This window comes from Cupriavidus sp. FW306-1B-F12B, from assembly GCF_058781795.1.
The window spans coordinates 131,335-150,043 of the sequence record NZ_JBYSXC010000012.1 but is presented as its reverse complement, the minus strand read 5'-3'; the positions used below and the strand labels follow the sequence as shown (position 1 = coordinate 150,043).

The window sequence follows — 18,709 nt, the reverse complement described above, 5'->3', positions numbered from 1 at the left end:
CGCCGAGCCCGCCACCACCATGGACACCACGCCGGAACTGCTGCTTGCCGCGCGCGTGCGCGACCAGCTCAAAGCCGACAAGCAGGCGCTGTTTGCCGACTTCAACATCAGCGCCAATGTCGGCACGCTGATCACGCGGCTGCGCCGCGCCGTCGACGCCGGGCTGGTGGAAGCCTGGCGCGGCCTGGGGATGCCCGCGGGCGCGGCGCTGGTGGCGGTGGGCGGCTATGGCCGCGGCGAGCTGCTGCCGTACTCCGACGTCGACGTGCTGCTGTTGCTGCCCGCCGAGCCCGACCAGGACACCACCGGGCGCCTGGAGCGCTTTATCGGCCTGTGCTGGGACCTCGGGCTGGAGATCGGCTCTTCGGTGCGCACCGTGGACGATTGCACCCGCGAGTCGCGCCAGGACGTCACCATCCAGACCTCGCTACTGGAAGCGCGGCTGCTGACCGGCAGCCGCAAGCTGTTCGAGTCGATGCGTACGCGCTACCTCGCCGACCTGGACCCGGCCGCGTTCTTCCAGGCCAAGCTGCTGGAAATGCGCCAGCGCCACGCCAAGTACCAGGACACTCCCTACTCGCTCGAGCCCAACTGCAAGGAAAGCCCCGGCGGCCTGCGCGACCTGCAGGTGATCCTGTGGATGACCAAGGCGGCGGGCCTGGGCGACAGCTGGAAAGAACTGTTCGAGCGCGGCCTGCTGACGCAGCGCGAAGCGCAGGAGCTGGCGCGCAACGAGCGCCTGCTCAAGACCATCCGCGCGCGCCTGCACCTGGTGGCCGGCCGGCGCCAGGACGTGCTGGTATTCGACCTGCAGACCGCGCTGGCGGAGTCCTTCGGCTATCGCCAGACCACCAACAAGCGCGCCAGCGAACAACTGATGCGCCGCTACTACTGGGCGGCCAAGGCGGTCACGCAGCTCAACAGCGTGCTGCTGCTGAACATCGAGGCGATGCTGTTCCCGAGCGAGTCTCAGGTGACGCGCGTGCTCAACGAGCGCTTTGTCGAGCGCCAGGGCATGCTGGAGATCACCAGCGACGACATCTATGAACGCGACCCGCACGCGATCCTGGAAACCTTCCTGCTGTACCAGCGCACGCCCGGCGTGAAAGGCCTGTCGCCGCGCACGCTGCGCGGGCTGTACAACGCGCGCACCGTGATGAACGCGGGCTGGCGCAACGATCCGGAAAACCGCCGCCTGTTCCTGGCCATCATGCAGGAGCCGCAGGGCATCACGCATGCGCTGCGCCTGATGAACCAGACCAGCGTGCTGGGCCGTTACCTGATCAACTTCCGGCGCATCGTCGGCCAGATGCAGCACGACCTGTTCCACGTCTACACCGTGGACCAGCACATCCTGATGGTGGTGCGCAACATGCGCCGCTTCGCCATCGTCGAGCACACCCACGAGTTCCCGTTCTGCAGCCAGCTGATGGCCAGCTTCGACAAGCCGTGGGTGCTGTGGGTCGCAGCGCTGTTCCACGACATCGCCAAGGGCCGCGGCGGCGACCACTCGAAGCTTGGCACCGTGGATGCGCGCCGCTTCTGCAAGCAGCACGGCATTGCGCGCGAAGACGCCGACCTGGTCTGCTGGCTGGTCGAGCACCACCTGACCATGAGCCACGTGGCGCAGAAGCAGGATCTGACCGATCCCGACGTGATCCACGCCTTTGCCCGCGTGGTCGGCAGCGAACGCTACCTGACCGCGCTCTACCTGCTGACCGTGGCCGACATCCGCGGCACCAGCCCCAAGGTATGGAACGCGTGGAAGGGCAAGCTGCTGGAAGACCTGTACCACATCACGCTGCGCGTGCTCGGCGGCGCGCGCGTGGATTCGCATTCGCTGTGGTCGCAGCGCAAGGAGGACACCATCTCCGAGCTGCGCCTGAAGGCCTTCGACCCGGCGCTGGGCAAGTCCCTGTGGGCGCAGCTCGACGTGGCCTTCTTCCTGCGCCACGATTCGCACGATATCGCCTGGCTCACGCGCCACCTGTACAACAAGGTGGACAGCCCCACGCCGGTGGTCAAGGCACGCGTTTCCCCCGCCGGCGAAGGCCTGCAGGTGGCGGTCTATGTCAAGGACCAGCCCGACCTGTTCGCGCGCATCTGCGGCTACTTCGAGCGCAAGGCGTTCTCGATCCAGGACGCCAAGATCCACACCACGCGCCACGGCTACGCGCTGGACACGTTCCAGGTCACCGACCCCGGCATGGCCGGCGACGGCGGCAGCTACCGCGACATCATCGCGCTGGTCGAGCACGAACTGTGCGAGCGGCTGCGCCTGCAAGGCGCACTGCCCGAACCCACGCAGGGGCGGCTGTCGCGCCAGTCGCGCAGCTTCCCGATCAAGCCGCGCGTGGACCTGCGCCCCGACGAGCGCGGCCAGTATTACCTGCTGTCGCTGTCCGCCAACGACCGCACCGGCCTGCTGTACGCCATCGCCCGCGTACTGGCACGGCATCGCGTATCCGTCCACACGGCACGCATCAACACCCTGGGCGAACGCGTCGAAGACGTGTTCCTGGTCGACGGCAGCCGCCTGGCTGCCGACAACCGATTGCAGATTCAGCTTGAACAGGACTTGCTCGCCGCCCTCGCCATCTGAGGCGGGCGGGCAGCATCAACATATGACCGACAGCAATTCGCAGAAGCGCAAGACGCTAGGTATCAAGGCCGCCAGCGACACCGGCACGGCCGCGCGCAAGACCGGCACCCGCCCCGTGCGCGTGTCCGACCTGAACCGCAAGCGCGTGCAAGCCGTCTCCGAAGGCATCAAGCGCGCCCAGGAGCGCGCCGGCGGCAAGACCGGCGGCCGTCCGGCCCAGGGCGAAGCGCAGGCCGGCGCAGCCCAGCGCGCCGCGCCCCGCGCGCCGCGTCCCGCTGACGGCGAACGCCAGGCGCGTCCGCGCCGCTTCGGCGATGACGAAGGCCGTCCGCGCCGTTATGGCGACGACCGGGGCGAGGCACGTCCGCGCCGCTTCGAAGGCGGCGAAGCGCGCCCGCCACGCCGTTTTGGCGACGACGACAATCGCCCGCGCCGCACGGGCGATGACCGGGGTGAGGCACGCCCGCGCCGCTTCGAAGGCGGCGAAGCGCGCCCGCCGCGCCGTTTTGGCGACGACGACAACCGGCCGCGCCGCACGGGCGATGACCGGGGCGAGGCACGTCCGCGCCGTTTCGAAGGCGGCGAAGCGCGCCCGCCGCGCCGTTTCGAGGGCGGTGATTCGCGTCCGCCGCGCCGTGCTGGCGAGGACAACAACCGTCCCCGCCGTTTCGAAGGCGCCGAATCGCGTCCGCGCCGCGTTGGCGATGACGAGAACCGTCCCCGCCGCTTCGAAGGCACCGACTCGCGCCCGCGCCGCTATGGCGACGACGACAACCGTCCCCGCCGCTTCGAAGGCGCCGACTCGCGTCCGCGCCGTTATGGCGATGGCGATGGCGACCAGCGCCCGCGTCGCGCGCCGTCGGGCGAGCGCCGCCGTGAAGGCACCGCGCCGGCACGCCGCTTCAGCGACGCCGCCGACCGCATCCGCACCGCCGGCCCGGCACGCCAGCAGGCACCGGCCGCGCGCCAGGAAAAGCCCGCCCGCGCCGAGTCCAGCCACGACGACGGCCTGGTGCGCCTGTCCAAGCGCATGTCCGAACTGGGCCTGTGCTCGCGCCGCGAAGCCGACGAATGGATCCCGCACGGCTGGGTGCTGGTCGACGGCAAGCCCGTGACCGAACTGGGCAGCCGCATCCGCCCCGACGCCGAGATCGAGATCATGCAGGAAGCGCGCTCCGAACAGGGCGAGCGCGTCACGGTGCTGCTGAACAAGCCGGTGGGCTACGTCTCCGGCCAGGCCGAAGACGGCTACGAGCCGGCCGCGGTGCTGTTCACCCCCGAGAACCAGTGGGAAGGCGACCCCACGCGCAAGCGCTTTGCCCCGTGGCAACGCAAGAGCCTGGCCCCGGCGGGCCGCCTCGATATCGACTCAACCGGCCTGCTGGTGCTGACGCAGGACGGCCGCGTCGCGCGCGCGCTGATCGGCGAGGATTCGACCGTCGAGAAGGAATACCTGGTGCGCGTGGTCTGGCACTCGCCGCAGGGCGTGGTCGAGCGCAATATCAGCGCGGAATTCCCGGCCGATGATCTCGAACTGCTGCGCCACGGGCTGTCGCTGGATGGCGTGCCGCTCAAGCCGGCCAAGGTGAGCTGGCAGAACGAGGAGCAGCTGCGCTTCGTGCTGCGCGAAGGCCGCAAGCGCCAGATCCGCCGCATGTGCGAACAGGTCGGGCTGCAGGTGGTCGGCCTCAAGCGCGTGCGCATGGGGCGCGTGGTGCTGGGGGACCTGCCGCCGGGCAAGTGGCGGTTCCTGGGGCAGTTTGAGAAGTTCTGATTCCGGAATTTGCCGACACAAAAAAACCGGTCCTTGGGGACCGGTTTTTTTGCGCCTTGCGCGGGTTCGATACCACGCCGCACAGCTCGTCAATCGTCGCTATTTGGCGGCAGATCCGGAAACAACACCTCCGTAAACCCAAACTGCCTGAAGTCCTTGATCCGCATCGGATACAGAATGCCCTGCAGGTGGTCGCACTCGTGCTGCACCACCCGCGCATGGAAGCCTTCGGCCACGCGCTCGATGCGGTTGCCCATCAGGTCGTAGCCGCTGTACTTCAGCCGCAGGTGGCGCGGCACCACGCCGCGCAGGCCGGGGACTGACAGGCAGCCTTCCCAGCCGTCCTCCATCTCGTCGGACCCCATTTCCAGCGCCGGGTTGACCAGCACGGTCTTGGGCACGGTCGGCGCGTCCGGGTAGCGCGGGTTGCGGTCGAAGCCGAAGATCACCACCTGCAGGTCCACGCCGATCTGCGGCGCGGCCAGGCCGGCGCCGTTGGCGTGGTCCATGGTGTCGAACATGTCTTCGATCAGCGTGCGCAGCTCCGGCGTATTGAAGCGCTCCACCGGCCGCGCCACCTGCAGCAGGCGCGGATCGCCCATCTTGAGAATCTCACGGATCATGGTTGCTTCCCCGGTTATTCCTGTGCCGGCGCGGCGCCGGCTTCAGCCAGCAGCGCCAGCATGCCGGCCTCGTCCAGCACCGGCACGCCCAGCGCCTCGGCCTTGTCGAGCTTGCTGCCTGCCTCGGCGCCCGCGACCACGTAGTCGGTCTTCTTCGATACCGAACCCGCCACCTTGGCGCCGGCGGTTTCCAGCAGTTCCTTGGCGTCCTCGCGCGACATGGTGGGCAGCGTGCCGGTCAGCACGAAGGTCTTGCCCGACAGCGGCGCCGGGGCCTTGGCCACCGGCTCGCATTCCGCCCAGTGTACGCCTGCGGCGCGCAGTTGTTCGATGACCTCGACGTTGTGCGGCTCGGCAAAGAAGTGCGCGATCGACTGCGCCACCACCGGGCCGACATCGTTCACTTCCAGCAGCGCCGCTTCGTCGGCTGCCATCAGCGCATCCAGCTTGCCGAAGTGCCGGGCCAGGTCCTTGGCGGTCGCTTCGCCCACATGGCGGATGCCCAGCGCGAAGATAAAGCGGTTCATGGTGGTCTCGCGCGACGCGTCGATCGCCGCCACCAGGTTGGCCGCCGATTTGTCGGCCATGCGCTCCAGCGCGGCCAGCTTGGCCACGCCCAGCTTGAACAGATCCGCCGGCGTGCGCACGATGCCCTGGTCGACCAGCTGCTCGACCAGCTTGTCGCCCAGGCCTTCGATATCCATGGCGCGCCGCTGCGCGAAATGCAGCAGCGCCTGCTTGCGCTGCGCGGCGCAGATCAGGCCGCCGGTGCAGCGGGCGATGGCTTCGTCCTCGAGCTTCTCGATATGCGAGCCGCACACCGGGCAGGCAGTCGGCATCACGAACGCGCGCGCATCGTCGGGGCGGCGTTCGGTCACCACGGCGACCACTTCCGGGATCACGTCGCCGGCGCGGCGCACGATCACGGTGTCGCCGATATGCACATCCTTGCGGCGGATCTCGTCCTCGTTATGCAGCGTGGCATTGGTCACGGTCACGCCGCCGACGAAGACGGGCTTGAGCCGCGCCACCGGCGTGATCGCGCCGGTGCGGCCGACCTGGACTTCGATGTCCTCGACGATGGTGGTCATTTCCTGCGCCGGGAACTTGTGCGCCAACGCAAAGCGCGGCGCGCGCGAGACAAAGCCCAGGCGCTCCTGCTCGGCCAGTGCGTTGACCTTGTAGACCACGCCGTCGATGTCATACGGCAGCGCGTCGCGGCGCTGGCCGATATCGCGGTAGAAATCCAGCAGCCCCTGCGCGCCCTTCACCACCGCGCGGTCCTTGCACACCGGCAGGCCCAGCGCGGCAAAGCCGTCGAGCATGGCGCTGTGGGTGGGCGGACGGTCCACGCCCTGCAGCTCGCCCAGCCCGTAGGCGAAGAACGACAGCGGCCGCTTGGCGGTGATGCGCGGATCGAGCTGGCGCAGGCTGCCCGCGGCGGCGTTGCGCGGGTTGACGAAGGTCTTCTCGCCGGCCTCGGCCTGGCGTTCGTTGAGCTTGTCGAAGTCGCCGCGGTACATGAAGACTTCGCCCCGCACTTCAAGCACGGCGGGAGCCTGGCCGCGCAGCTTCAGCGGAATCGCCTTGATGGTGCGCACGTTGACCGTGACATCTTCGCCGGTCTCGCCGTCACCGCGGGTGGCGGCCTGCACCAGGCGGCCGTCCTCATAGCGCAGCGACATGGCCAGGCCGTCGAACTTCAGCTCGCAGGCGTATTCGACTGCGTCGGCGGCACTGAACAGGTCCTGCTCGCCGGCTGCGGGCGCGGTGCGGCCCAGGCCCTGCGCGCAACGGCGGTCGAAGTTCAGCACGTCGTCGTCGGCGAAGCCGTTGTTGAGCGACAGCATCGGCACGCGGTGGCGCACCGAGTCGAAGGCCGACAGCGGCTCGCCGCCCACGCGCTGGGTGGGCGAGTCCGGCGTCTGCAGTTCGGGATGCTCAAGCTCCAGCGCCTGCAGCTCGCTGAACAGCGCGTCGTACTCGGCGTCGGGAATGGTAGGCGCGTCCAGCACGTAGTACTGGTAGTTGTGGCGATCCAGCTCGTCGCGCAGCCAGGCCACGCGCTTGGCGGCGGCTTCGGGCGGCAAGGGGCCGGCGGGCGCGGAGGCATCTGCCTGCGCGCCGCGGTGTGTTGCGGTCATGGCAGGCTCCGGCTAGATGCTGAACAGGCGCTGCGCCACCAACGAACCGGCCGGCATGCCGCGCGCTTCCAGCTTGTTGTAGAGCGTTTCAAGCTGGCTGAAGATCGCGACGAACGAGGCCTCGGTCAGCGGCCGCATATTGTCGTCGACCAGCTGCGCGCCCATGCGCTGGGCCAGCGTGTGACCGTATTCGCACACGGTCTTGAACGGCTTGGCGGCCTGGTCGGCCACCGGCACGTCGAGCAGCAGCGTGATCTGGCGGCCGGCCTTGACGGTCAGGTCGTCGCGCAGGAAGTTGGTGTCGCCGAACTGCAGCGTGAACAGCGGACGCTGCACGCCCTCGGCATTGGCCTGGTAGCGGATAAAACGCGTGCCGTCGCGCGACAGCACCAGCCCGTCCTGCGTGGCCACGTTCTGCACGTACGCCGCCGACCACGGCGCGCCATCCGAGATCACGTTGACGCCCAACTGCACGTCGCAGCCGGCGGCAAAGCCGTCCAGCTCGCGCGCGTTGGCGACGGTCTCGCTCATGTCCGGCAGGTCGGCCGAAGCATCGAGCGACTCGGCCAGCGACTCCACCGCGGTGATGAACTCCGAGAATTCCAGCGCGTTGAGCGGGCCGCCGCGGTTGGCCAGCTGCACGCCGACCTGCAGGTCTTCGTACTGGTGGCCGGCGGTGACCGGCTCCCATGCATTGGCTTCGGTGCGGAGGCCCTCGATATGGACCTGCTTGGTGCCGGCGCGGCGCAGCCGGCCGGTCAGCGGCAGGATGCGGTCACCGGAGGCCTTGCGCTCCAGGTGCAGGGGCACGATGCAGTCGATCAGCGGATCGATCAGGGCCGGCGTGGGCTGGCCATCGGGCACGGCGGCCACCGGAGCCGCGGCCGGGGCGGGTGCAGGCGCGGGAACCGGGGCCGGAGTGGCCTCGGCTTCAGCCTCGTCCTCGGCGGCCTCGGCGGCCTCGGCATGCGTCGCGGCGGCCGCGACGGACACTTCCTCGGCGACGACTTCGTCGGCGTCCGCGGTGCTTGCGGCGGCCGCAGCGGCGGCAGCCGCATGGTTGCTGTCCGTCGCCACCGCGGCACCGGCCGTGGCCTGCGCCGGAGATAGCGTCGGCTCACGCCGCGGTGCCTGTTCGGCAGCGGCTTCGTGCAGGCGCGCGGCGGTTTCCGGCGCGGTGCCCGGCCCGACCACCGGCTCGCGCATCGGCGGCAGGTCGTCTTCAGGGCTGAGCTCGCGCGGTCGGCGCGCCTTGCGGATCTGCCACTGGTTGTAGCCGAACACCAGTACCACGAAAACCAGGCCCGCGACGATCAGCGCGGTCTGCAGGTCCATGTTCAGTTTCATGCTGCCTCCGCCATCGAAACCGCCGCGTCCATATCCACGGCCACGATACGCGAAACGCCCTGCTCCTGCATGGTCACGCCAATGAGTTGATGAGCCATTTCCATGGCAATCTTGTTATGTGAGATGAAAACGAATTGAGTCTTGTCCGACATGCGCGCCACCATATTGGCGTAGCGTTCGGTGTTGGCGTCGTCCAGCGGCGCGTCCACCTCGTCCAGCAGGCAGAACGGCGCCGGGTTGAGCTGGAACATGGCAAACACCAGCGCAATCGCGGTCAGCGCCTTCTCGCCGCCCGACAGCAGGTGGATGGTCGAGTTCTTCTTGCCCGGGGGCTGCGCCATCACCTGCACGCCGGCGTCGAGGATTTCCTCGCCGGTCATGATCAGGCGCGCCTGGCCGCCACCGAACAGCGACGGGAACAGCTCGCCGAAATGATGGTTGACCTGGTCGAAGGTGCCCTGCAGCAGCGCGCGGGTCTCCTGGTCGATCTTGGCGATCGCGTCTTCCAGCGTATTGATGGCGTCATTCAGGTCGGCCGACTGCGCATCGAGGAAGGTCTTGCGTTCGCGCGCCGCCGCCAGTTCGTCGAGCGCGGCCATGTTGACCGGGCCCAGCGCGTTGATGGCGTTGTTGATGCGCGTGACTTCGCCCTGCAGGTACGACGGCTTCAGGTCACCGGTCAGCTTGTCGGCCAGCGCGGCCTCATCCACCTCGGCCGCGGTCAGTTGCTCGCTGAACTGCTCCTGGTTCAGGCGCGCGGCCTGTTCCTTGAGCTGCAGTTCAGTGATGCGGTCGCGCAGCGGCTGCAGGCTGCGCTCGGCGGCCAGGCGCTGCTCGTCGTGCTGGCGCAGCTGTGCCGACAGCGCATCGAGTTCGGTGCGCGCGATGGTGAGCTTTTCTTCCTTCTCGGCGCGGCGCTCCAGCGCTTCCTGCAGGCCGGTGTGCGCGGTCTGCTCGTTGATGGTTTCCAGCTCGGCGCGGGCGTTTTCCAGCGACTCGGCGATGCGTTCGGCCTGGTCGGCGGCCACCTGGATATTGCGGCGCAGCTCGTCGATGCGGCTGGCCAGGTTGCGCTCGGCAAAGAGGGCTTCCTGCGCGGCGCGCTCGAAGTCACGCAGCTGGTGGCGCGCGCCCGAGAGCTTGCTGTCCAGCGCCTCGAAGGCCATCTGCTGGTCTTCGTGGGTGGCCTGCATCTCTGCCAGCGCGGCGTCGTGCTGCTCGAAGCTGGCTTCGGATTCGGCGCGGATGGCGCGCTGCTCCTCGGTCTGCGCGTTGATTTCGTCCAGCTCCTCGCGGATCTGGCCGCTGCGGGCGGAGTAGCGATCCATCGCCTGCGACAGCTTGAGCACGTCCATCTGCAACGCGTGCACGCGGCGGGTAGCCTGCTCGGCGCGCGCGCGGGCATCGCCCAGTCCCTGGCTGGCCTGGGTGTAGGCCGCTTCGGCACGCACCGCCTGGGTCTTGGCTTCGTCGGACAGCAGCAGCTGCGCGCGCGCCTGCTTCTGCAGGTTTTCGATTTCCTGCTCGCGCGCCAGCATGCCGGCCTGCTCGGAATCGGCGGCGTAGATCTGGATGGCGTTGCGGCCCACCAGGTGGCCCTCGGCCACGACGAACGACGCACCGTCAGGCAGCGTGTTGCGCGCGGCCAGCGCCTGCGCCATGTCGGTGGCGACATAGATATCGGCGAGCCAGTCCTGCATCACGGCGCGGATGCCGGGCTCGGTGATCTGCACCAGCGACATCAGCGGGCGCAGGCCGGCAGGCGTTTCCAGCGGGCGGGCGGCGGCCGGCGGCGAGTAGAACGCCAGCTTGGCCGGCGGCGCGTCGGACAGGAAGGCCTTGACCCAGTCCAGGTTCGACACTTCCAGCGCGGCCAGCTTTTCGCGCAGCACGGATTCGAGCGCGTTTTCCCAGCCCGGCTCGATATGGACCTTCTTCCACAGGCGCGGCAGCTCGGCCAGCTCATGCTTGGCCAGCCACGGCTGCACCTTGCCGTCGGTCTGCACATTCTCCTGCAGCTGGCGCAGCGCCGACAGGCGCGCCTCCAGCGTGGCGATGGCGGAGGCTTCGCTGTGCACGCGCGCCTGCGCGGCGCGGCGCGCTTCATCCAGGCGCGGCACGCTCTCTTCCGCATCGGCCAGCACGCCCTGGGCTTCCTCGACCAGCGCTTCCTGCTCGGCGAGTTCGGCGCGGGCCTGCTCCAGGCGGGTCTCGTCGGGACGGTCCAGGCCCTTTTCTTCCGCCGACAGGCGTTCGCGGCGCTGTTCCAGCTGCTGCAGCATCTGGTCGGCGCTGCGCTGCTGCGCGGCTTCGAGCTTCAGGGCCTGCTCGGCCTGCATGATGCCTGCGCGCTGCTCGTTGAGCAGTTGCTGCGCGTCGCGCCATTGCGCTTCCAGCGTCGGCAGTTCGTCGTTCTTGTGGGCGACGGCTTCCTGCGCCTCGACCGTGCGGCCTTCGGCCACGGCCAGGTTTTCCTCGGCCTGCGCCAGCTCGTCGGTGGCCTGCTCGGCCTTGCCCTGCCACTGCTCGCGCTGCCCGGTCAGCGCGGCGATCTGGGCCTGCACGCGGTTGCGCGATTCCACCACGTAGCGGATCTCGGCTTCGAGCTTGCTGACTTCGGCATTGGCCTCATACAGCGCGCCCTGCGCGGCGTGCATGCCATCGGACGCCCCATAATGCGCGGCGCGCATGGTTTCGAGTTCTGCCTCGACATGGCGCAGCTGCGCAGTCTGCGCTTCCAGGTCGATCTGGGCCTGCTCGATGGCGCGCTGGTGGCGTTCCTGCTCTTGCTGGGCCTCGCGCTTGCGCAGCAGCCACAGCAGGTGCTGCTTCTCTTCGCCATCGGCATGCAGCGTCTTGAAGCGCTGCGCCACCTCGGCCTGGCCTTCCAGTTTCTCGAGGTTGCTGCCGAGTTCGCGCAGGATGTCTTCGACGCGAGTCAGGTTTTCGCGCGTGTCGGACAGGCGGTTTTCGGTCTCGCGGCGGCGTTCCTTGTACTTGGACACGCCCGCGGCTTCCTCCAGGAAGATGCGCATGTCATCGGGCTTGGCCTCGATGATGCGCGAGATCATGCCCTGCCCGATGATGGCGTAGGCGCGGGGCCCCAGGCCTGTGCCCAGGAAGATGTCCTGGATGTCGCGCCGGCGCACCGGCTGGTTGTTGATGTAATAGGACGAAGTGCCGTCGCGGGTCAGCACGCGCTTGACCGCGACTTCGGCGTACTGGCTCCACTGGCCGGCGGCGCGGCCCTCGGCGTTGTCGAACACCAGTTCGACACTCGCCCGGCCGGCCTGCTTGCGCGCGGTAGAGCCGTTGAAGATGACGTCCTGCATGGATTCGCCACGCAGCTCTGACGCACGTGACTCACCCAGCACCCAGCGCACCGCATCGATGATGTTCGATTTGCCGCAGCCGTTGGGCCCTACGATGCCGACCAGTTGGCCGGGCACTTGAAAATTGGTGGGATCGACAAATGACTTGAAGCCCGCCAGCTTGATCGAGGATAGTCGCACGGTTTCTCGTGTGGTATCGGCCACTCCGGCATGGAACCCGGGGTCGGCCTGGTATCGGGGCTATTGCACTGTTCAGAAAGCCGGGCTGCGCGGGAGCCGGCGCGGCGTGACGCCAGCACCTCAAAATACCCCTCGGGCCCGAGAATTGGGGCTAATCATACCATCGCAGATGCCTTCGCCGGCCCGTTTGGCAGTCGCCCCGGCGTCCTATCCCATGGCCGATTTCCCTTGCTATTCCGCCCCTTACAGGCGTTTCCGCAAGCACTTTGGCAGGCGCCGCAGGCGCTGTCAGCCATCGTTGCCGGCCAATCGCCGGGAAACTAATTAGGGTAAATGCTAGTCTCTGATCTGTCGGCGTGACTCCGGATGCGCTCCGGGCCACACGCCCATGAACGCCCCTCGCAGCCTTTGGCCAACCAGGAGGACAGAGCATGAGTGAACCGTCAACGGCCGCCCGGCCGTGGTCTGTCAGCGACATCAACTACCAGGCGATCGACGTGGAACGCGTACGCGGCGACCGCGATCTGTTCTACCTGCTGGTGTCAGCCTCGTTTATCGAGAGCGGATCCGACACCTATGCAGGCAACCTTGCCACCTATTACGCCCGTGTGCCCGACGCGGCCGACTGGCTTGCCGAGCACTGGGAAGCCGAGGAACTGCAGCACGGGCTGGCGCTGCGGCGCTATGTCGAGCATGTCTGGCCGGAATTCGACTGGGAGCGCGGCTATGCACGCTTCTTCGACGAGTACAGCAAGACCTGCTCGATCGACCAGTTCGAGCCGACCGAGGGCCTGGAAATGGCGGCCCGCTGCGTGGTGGAAACCGGCACCGCCGCCTACTACCGCGCGCTGGAACAGGCCAGCGACGAACCGGTGCTGCGCGACCTGACGCGCCGCATCTCCAACGACGAGGTGCGGCACTACAAGCACTTCTACCAGTACTTCAACCGCTTTGCGGCATCCGAGCGGCTGGGCCGGCTGCGCGTGCTGGGTGCGCTGGCGCGCCGGCTGCTGGAGATCAAGAACGAGGACGCCGCGATCGCGCTGCGCAATGTGCTGCGCATGGAGCGCGGTGTGGAAGCGGTGTCAGAAGCCGAGGTGCGCGCGCTCAATGCGCGCGTGTCCGGGGTGATCCGGCGCAACCTCCCCATCGAAATGACCGTGAAGATGCTGCTGCGGCCGCTGCACCTGCATCGCGGCGTGGAGCGCGCGGTGCGGACGCCATTGGTGGCAGTGGTGTCGCGGGTCATGCTGCACTGAAACACCCGCCGGCCCAGTCAGTGACATGCCGCTGCCTCGGCGCCCGCTGCGGCCGGCGCCGGCGCGCGGCTGCGGTGCACCAGTCCCGACAAGGCGCCGGCGGCGATGATGCAGAGGCCGCCGGCCGCTTCCTTCCAGCTCAGCACCTCGGTCGCCAGCCACCACGAAGACAGCGCTGCGATGACGATTTCGAACAGCATCAGCAGCGACACGCGGTTGGCCGGCAGCCGCTGCAGCCCGTATTGCACCACCGAGTTGCTGACCACCAGCACCGCCGCCAGGCCCAGCACCAGCATGCCCACGCTGACCTGCGCGCCCGCGACGATGGTCACCGACGGGCCATCGAGCAGCAGCGCGGCCGGCACGCCCACCACCGTGCAGCCCAGGTAGACCACCACCGTGCGCACGCGTGCGTCCATGTCCGGGAAGCGCTGGCCGGCGCGGCGCGACAGCACATTGTTGACGGCAAAGCCCATGCCGCCGATCAGGCCCGACCATTCGGCGGCGGAACCCGGCAGCGGCACGCCGACCTCGGGCGTCCACAGCATCAGCCCGGCGCCGAACAGGGCCAGCGCCACCAGCGACAGCCCCGCCGCCGACAGCCGCTCGCCCAGGAACAGCCGGGCAAACAGCGCGGTCCAGACCGGGGTCAGGTAGAACAGCAGCAGCACGCGCATCACATGGCCGTTGACGCTGCCCCAGACGAAGCCGGCGTTGGTCACGCCCGCCGCCAGCCCGATCGCGACGAACAGCCAGTGCGGGCGCAGGCCGGCCAGGTGCCGGCGGAAGGCCAGCAGCGACAGCACCGCCGCGACCGAGCTGACCAGCGCCGCGGCGTGCATGCCGCCCAGGCCCCAGCCCGCCAGCATGCGATACGGGAACCAGGCGATGCCCCAGACCGAGGCGCCGATCAGGATGGAAAGCGATGCCTTGACCGCATGGCGGTCGGCCGGCGCATGCTGCGCCGCAACAGTATTTGTGCTCATAAAGGGAATCAGTGCGAGGCGAGCCGGGCCGCTGGCCGGTGACAGGCAGGCGGCGTCCGGACGGCGCCGGCGGCATCACCAGGGCGTGATGCCCGCCATCCGTGCTCGTGGCCGGCCGCGCGGGCCGGGCCGGCGCACGGAAACCCGCGCCGTTCCTCTATAATGCGTCGTTTTAACCGGCCCCGACTGACACTGTGAATCCGCGCCTCGACCTGCTCCAGCCCTACCCGTTCGAGAAACTGCGGGTGCTCTTTGCGCAGGTAAAGCCTGCCGACAAGCCGGCCATCAGCTTTGGCATCGGTGAGCCCAAGCATCCGACGCCTGAATTCATCAAGCAAGCGCTGGCAGAGTCGCTCGCGGGGCTGGCGAATTATCCCACAACGGCAGGTTCCGAGGCACTACGGCAGTGCATCGCCAGCTGGCTGGAACGCCGCTACGGCCTGCCCAAGGTCAACGCCGCCACCGAAGTGCTGCCGGTGACCGGCTCGCGCGAGGCGCTGTTCGCCTTTGCCCAGACCGTGGTCGACGGCACCCGCCCGGGCGCGCTGGTGCTGTGCCCCAACCCGTTCTACCAGATCTACGAAGGCGCGGCGCTGCTGGCCGGCGCCACCCCGGTATTCGCCAACAGCGACCCGGCGCGCAACTTCGCCCCGGCCTTCGACCGCATCGCCGGCGAGGTCTGGCAGAAGGTGCAACTGCTGTTTGTGTGCACGCCCGGCAACCCGACCGGCGCGGTGCTGTCGCTGGAAGACTGGAAGCAGCTGTTTGCGCTGTCGGACCGCTACGGCTTTGTGATCGCCTCGGACGAGTGCTACTCGGAAATCTATTTCGACGAGGGGCGCGCCCCGCTGGGTGCGCTGGAAGCCGCGCACAAGCTGGGCCGCGGCCTTGACCGGCTGGTGATGTTCTCGAGCCTGTCCAAGCGCTCCAACGTGCCGGGCCTGCGCTCGGGCTTCGTCGCCGGCGACGCCGCACTGCTGAAGAAATTCCTGCTATACCGTACCTACCACGGCGGCGCCATGAACCCCGCGGTGCAGAGCGCCAGCATCGCCGCCTGGAACGATGAATCGCATGTGCGCGAGAACCGCGCCGCCTACGTGCGCAAGTTCAGCGAAGTCACGCCGATGCTGGCCGAGGTGCTGGACGTGGCGCTGCCCGATGCCGGCTTCTACCTGTGGGCCGATGTCTGGCGCACCGGCCTCACCGATACCGAATTCGCCGCGCGCCTGCTGGCCGAGCAGAATGTGACCGTGCTGCCCGGCAGCTACCTGGCGCGCGAAGCCGACGGCATCAACCCGGGGGCGAACCGCGTGCGCATGGCGCTGGTGGCGACGCCGGAGGAATGCCTGGAAGGCGCGCGCCGGATCGTGGAATTCTGCAAATCGCTGGCCTGAGGCCTGATTGTCCAATTGTGTTCTCCCTCTCCCCTCAAGGGGAGAGGGTCGGGGTGAGGGGTGGTTTAGCAAGGCACCACGCCCGTAGAACCGCCCACCCTCACCCCCTGCCCCTCTCCCGCAAGCGGGAGAGGGGAGCAAACAAGAGGTCGAGGCTGAGACTCGACGACCGAACATCAACATCAACCCTGAGAAGCCAAACATGACGCAAGCTCTGCAAGCCCTGATCGACCAGGCCTGGGAAGACCGCACCAGCCTGTCGCCCAAGTCCGCCCCCAACGACATCCGCGAAGCCGTCGCCAACGTCATCAGCCAGCTGGATGCCGGCGCGCTGCGCGTGGCCGAGAAGCAAGGCAAGGACTGGATCGTCAACCAGTGGATCAAGAAGGCCGTGCTGCTGTCGTTCCGCCTGGAAGACAACGCCCCGATGAGCGCCGGCGGCTTTGCCCAGTTCTACGACAAGGTGCCGACCAAGTTCGCCAACTGGAGCGCCGACGACTTCGCCAAGGCTGGCTTCCGCGTGGTGCCGCCGGCCGTGGCCCGCCGCGGCTCGTTCATCGCCAAGAACGCGGTGCTGATGCCGTCGTACGTCAACATCGGCGCCTACGTCGATGAAGGCACCATGGTCGACACCTGGGCCACGGTCGGTTCGTGCGCGCAGATCGGCAAGAACGTGCACCTGTCGGGCGGCGTGGGCATCGGCGGCGTGCTGGAGCCGCTGCAGGCCAACCCGGTGATCATCGAAGACAACTGCTTTATCGGCGCGCGCTCGGAAGTGGTCGAAGGCGTGATCGTGGAAGAGAACTCGGTGATCTCGATGGGCGTGTACCTGGGCCAGTCGACCAAGATCTACGACCGCGAAACCGGCGAGATCCACTATGGCCGCGTGCCGGCCGGCTCGGTGGTGGTGGCGGGCAACCTGCCGTCCAAGGACGGCAAGTACAGCCTGTACTGCGCCGTGATCGTGAAGAAGGTCGACGCGCAGACCCGCGCCAAGACCAGCCTGAACGACCTGCTGCGCGGCGACTGAGCGCGCCTGGCGCAGCCCGCAACGGCTGCGCCGCCCCGCCCCGGGGCCCGGCCCCGGGGCAGTATTTCCGTTGTCACCCCGCCTGGCCAGGCTGAACATGCATTCCCTCCGCAAGCGACTCATGGCCCTGGATCCCACCACCGTCAGTACCGTGCTCTCCCTGCTTCCCACCATTCTCGAGCAGGCCAACAAGACCATCGAGAAACTGAAGAAGAACAAGCGCAAGGACGGCACGCCGGAAGGCGCGGTGGCCGACACGCGCGATCCCGCCGCCCGCATCGCCGAGCTGGAAGCCGCTGCCGTGCAGCAGGCCGAGGCCGTCAAGCTGCTGGCCGAGCAACATGCCATCACCATCGACGCGCTGCGCAAGGAAGCCGCCCGGCTGGACCGCCGCCTGCGCCTGATGACCGCGGTGGCCATGGGCGGCGTGGCGCTGGGCCTGGGCGGCCTGGTGATCGCGCTGAACCTGCTGTTCCGCTGAATCCAATCCATCAAGACTAGCCATGACCGTCCTGCTCTACGGCATTCCCAACTGCGATACCGTCAAGAAAGCCCGCACCTGGCTGGATGCCAACGGCGTGGCCTACAGCTTCCACGACTTCAAGAAGCAGGGCGTGGATGAAGCCATGCTGCGCGGCTGGCTGAAGCATGTACCGCTGGCCACGCTGCTCAACCGCAAGGGCACCACCTGGCGCGCGCTGTCGGACGCCGACAAGGCCCGCGCCGAGCAGGAAGCCGGCGCAATCGCGCTGATGCAGCAAAGCCCGTCGCTGATCAAGCGCCCGGTGCTGGCCCACGATGGCAAGGTGATGGTCGGCTTCTCCGCCGACCAGTACGCCGGCCAGTTCTGATTTCCATTTCCGTAGTCCGATGACCGCCACCCTCGCCCTTACCGAAGACCTGATCCGCCGCCGCTCCGTCACGCCCGCCGACGAAGGCTGCCAGGCCATCCTGGAAACCCGCCTGAAGGCGCTCGGCTTCGACTGCGAAGCGCTCGTCAGCGGCCCCGACGATTTCCGCGTGACCAACCTGTGGGCGGTCAGGCGCGGCACGCAGGGCAAGGACGGCAAGCTGCTGGTCTTTGCCGGCCATACCGACGTGGTGCCGACCGGCCCGCTGGAGCAATGGCATTCGGACCCGTTCGCGCCGACGCACCGCGACGGCAAGCTGTACGGCCGCGGCGCCGCCGACATGAAGACCTCGATCGCCGGCTTCGTGGTGGCGGTGGAAGAGTTCGTCAAGGCGCACCCCGCGCATGCCGGCTCGATCGCCTTCCTGATCACCAGCGACGAGGAAGGCCCGGCGCACGACGGCACCATCAAGGTGGTCGAGGCCCTGTCCGCGCGCGGCGAGCGCCTGGACTACTGCGTGATCGGCGAGCCGACCTCGGTCGACACGCTCGGCGACATGGTCAAGAACGGCCGCCGCGGCTCGCTCTCGGGCAAGCTCACGGTCAAGGGCATCCAGTGCCATATCGCCTACCCGCACCTGGGCCGCAACCCGATCCATGAAGCCGCGCCGGCGCTGGCCGAGCTGGCCGCCGAGGTCTGGGACCAGGGCAACGAGTACTTCCCGCCGACCAGCTGGCAGATGTCGAACATCCACGGCGGCACCGGCGCCACCAACGTGATCCCGGGCCACGTCACCATCGACTTCAATTTCCGCTTCTCGACCGCCAGCACGCCCGAAGGCCTGAAGGCGCGCGTGCATGCGATCCTGGACCGCCACCAGCTGGAATACGCGCTGGACTGGACCCTGGGCGGCGAGCCCTTCCTGACCCCGCGCGGCGAGCTGTCCGACGCGCTGTCGTCGGCGATCGAGGCCGAGACCGGCGTCAAGACCGAGCTGTCGACCACCGGCGGCACCTCGGACGGGCGCTTTATTGCCAAGATCTGCCCGCAGGTGATCGAGTTCGGGCCGCCCAACGCCAGCATCCACAAGATCGACGAGCACGTTGAAGTGCGCTTCATCGAGCCGCTGAAGAACGTTTACCGCGGCGTGCTGGAACGTCTCGTCGCCTGATTTTTTCGCCGGAAGA

13 protein-coding genes are annotated in these 18,709 nt (G+C 68.2%); 8 read left to right on the top strand and 5 right to left on the bottom strand.

What is annotated here, in order from left to right; genetic code table 11:
• Nucleotides 1–19: 19 nt before the first annotated feature.
• Nucleotides 20–2,602 carry a [protein-PII] uridylyltransferase gene (locus AC3WLE_RS20485; RefSeq protein WP_492317945.1) on the top strand — a complete coding sequence of 861 codons (2,583 nt, stop codon included), beginning with the start codon at nt 20–22 and terminating at the stop codon, nt 2,600–2,602.
• 22 nt (nt 2,603–2,624) lie between these two features.
• Nucleotides 2,625–4,376: a pseudouridine synthase gene (locus AC3WLE_RS20480; RefSeq protein WP_492351131.1), complete on the top strand. Its 1,752-nt coding sequence runs from the start codon at nt 2,625–2,627 to the stop codon at nt 4,374–4,376.
• An 89-nt stretch (nt 4,377–4,465) separates the two neighbouring features.
• On the opposite strand, the gene def is transcribed toward AC3WLE_RS20480, so the two are convergent.
• From def to smc, 4 genes are read right to left on the bottom strand one after another with little or no spacing between them, the layout of a single operon-like run.
• Entirely contained in the window at nt 4,466–4,999 is a 534-nt protein-coding gene (def, locus tag AC3WLE_RS20475) for a peptide deformylase (protein WP_492317839.1), read from the bottom strand.
• Between the two features lie 14 nt (nt 5,000–5,013).
• Entirely contained in the window at nt 5,014–7,143 is a 2,130-nt protein-coding gene (gene ligA / locus AC3WLE_RS20470; RefSeq protein WP_492317840.1) for an NAD-dependent DNA ligase LigA, read from the bottom strand.
• A gap of 12 nt (nt 7,144–7,155) precedes the next feature.
• The gene (locus tag AC3WLE_RS20465) at nt 7,156–8,490 is read right to left on the bottom strand and encodes a cell division protein ZipA C-terminal FtsZ-binding domain-containing protein (protein WP_492317841.1); all 1,335 of its coding nucleotides are present in this window, start codon (nt 8,488–8,490) and stop codon (nt 7,156–7,158) included.
• Nucleotides 8,487–12,002, bottom strand: a complete 3,516-nt coding sequence (gene smc, locus AC3WLE_RS20460) for a chromosome segregation protein SMC (RefSeq protein ID WP_492356857.1) — start codon at nt 12,000–12,002, stop codon at nt 8,487–8,489. The genes AC3WLE_RS20465 and smc overlap by 4 nt, the downstream gene beginning before the upstream one ends.
• Nucleotides 12,003–12,433: 431 nt before the next feature.
• On the opposite strand from smc, the gene AC3WLE_RS20455 reads away from it, so the two are divergent.
• Nucleotides 12,434–13,261: a ferritin-like domain-containing protein gene (locus AC3WLE_RS20455; RefSeq protein ID WP_492317843.1), complete on the top strand. Its 828-nt coding sequence runs from the start codon at nt 12,434–12,436 to the stop codon at nt 13,259–13,261.
• 17 nt (nt 13,262–13,278) lie between these two features.
• Here the strand turns inward: AC3WLE_RS20455 and AC3WLE_RS20450 are convergent, their stop codons facing one another.
• Nucleotides 13,279–14,247 carry a DMT family transporter gene (locus tag AC3WLE_RS20450; protein WP_492317844.1) on the bottom strand — a complete coding sequence of 323 codons (969 nt, stop codon included), beginning with the start codon at nt 14,245–14,247 and terminating at the stop codon, nt 13,279–13,281.
• 194 nt (nt 14,248–14,441) lie between these two features.
• Between AC3WLE_RS20450 and dapC the strand changes: the two genes are divergently transcribed.
• The 5 genes from dapC to dapE all read left to right on the top strand — a co-directional run bounded on the left by dapC (nt 14,442) and on the right by dapE (nt 18,693).
• Nucleotides 14,442–15,641: a succinyldiaminopimelate transaminase gene (dapC, locus tag AC3WLE_RS20445; protein ID WP_492317845.1), complete on the top strand. Its 1,200-nt coding sequence runs from the start codon at nt 14,442–14,444 to the stop codon at nt 15,639–15,641.
• 202 nt (nt 15,642–15,843) lie between these two features.
• A complete protein-coding gene (gene dapD, locus AC3WLE_RS20440) occupies nt 15,844–16,671 on the top strand; it encodes a 2,3,4,5-tetrahydropyridine-2,6-dicarboxylate N-succinyltransferase (protein ID WP_492317846.1) in 828 nt (275 codons plus the stop codon).
• 97 nt (nt 16,672–16,768) lie between these two features.
• On the top strand, nt 16,769–17,152 hold the full coding sequence (locus AC3WLE_RS20435) for a hypothetical protein (RefSeq protein WP_492357602.1): 384 nt from the start codon (nt 16,769–16,771) through the stop codon (nt 17,150–17,152).
• A 22-nt stretch (nt 17,153–17,174) separates the two neighbouring features.
• On the top strand, nt 17,175–17,522 hold the full coding sequence (locus AC3WLE_RS20430; protein ID WP_436221894.1) for an ArsC family reductase: 348 nt from the start codon (nt 17,175–17,177) through the stop codon (nt 17,520–17,522).
• A 19-nt stretch (nt 17,523–17,541) separates the two neighbouring features.
• On the top strand, nt 17,542–18,693 hold the full coding sequence (dapE, locus tag AC3WLE_RS20425; RefSeq protein WP_011615477.1) for a succinyl-diaminopimelate desuccinylase: 1,152 nt from the start codon (nt 17,542–17,544) through the stop codon (nt 18,691–18,693).
• Nucleotides 18,694–18,709 lie beyond the last annotated feature (16 nt).

What these genes read in the sequence shown, in the direction of transcription:
- AC3WLE_RS20485 (WP_492317945.1), top strand. Translation starts at nt 20, where the DNA reads ATGGACACCACGCCGGAACTGCTGCTTGCCGCGCGCGTGCGCGACCAG.
- AC3WLE_RS20480 (WP_492351131.1), top strand. Translation starts at nt 2,625, where the DNA reads ATGACCGACAGCAATTCGCAGAAGCGCAAGACGCTAGGTATCAAGGCC.
- def (WP_492317839.1), bottom strand. Translation starts at nt 4,999, where the DNA reads ATGATCCGTGAGATTCTCAAGATGGGCGATCCGCGCCTGCTGCAGGTG.
- ligA (WP_492317840.1), bottom strand. Translation starts at nt 7,143, where the DNA reads ATGACCGCAACACACCGCGGCGCGCAGGCAGATGCCTCCGCGCCCGCC.
- AC3WLE_RS20465 (WP_492317841.1), bottom strand. Translation starts at nt 8,490, where the DNA reads ATGAAACTGAACATGGACCTGCAGACCGCGCTGATCGTCGCGGGCCTG.
- AC3WLE_RS20455 (WP_492317843.1), top strand. Translation starts at nt 12,434, where the DNA reads ATGAGTGAACCGTCAACGGCCGCCCGGCCGTGGTCTGTCAGCGACATC.
- AC3WLE_RS20450 (WP_492317844.1), bottom strand. Translation starts at nt 14,247, where the DNA reads ATGAGCACAAATACTGTTGCGGCGCAGCATGCGCCGGCCGACCGCCAT.
- dapD (WP_492317846.1), top strand. Translation starts at nt 15,844, where the DNA reads ATGACGCAAGCTCTGCAAGCCCTGATCGACCAGGCCTGGGAAGACCGC.
- AC3WLE_RS20435 (WP_492357602.1), top strand. Translation starts at nt 16,769, where the DNA reads ATGCATTCCCTCCGCAAGCGACTCATGGCCCTGGATCCCACCACCGTC.
- AC3WLE_RS20430 (WP_436221894.1), top strand. Translation starts at nt 17,175, where the DNA reads ATGACCGTCCTGCTCTACGGCATTCCCAACTGCGATACCGTCAAGAAA.
- dapE (WP_011615477.1), top strand. Translation starts at nt 17,542, where the DNA reads ATGACCGCCACCCTCGCCCTTACCGAAGACCTGATCCGCCGCCGCTCC.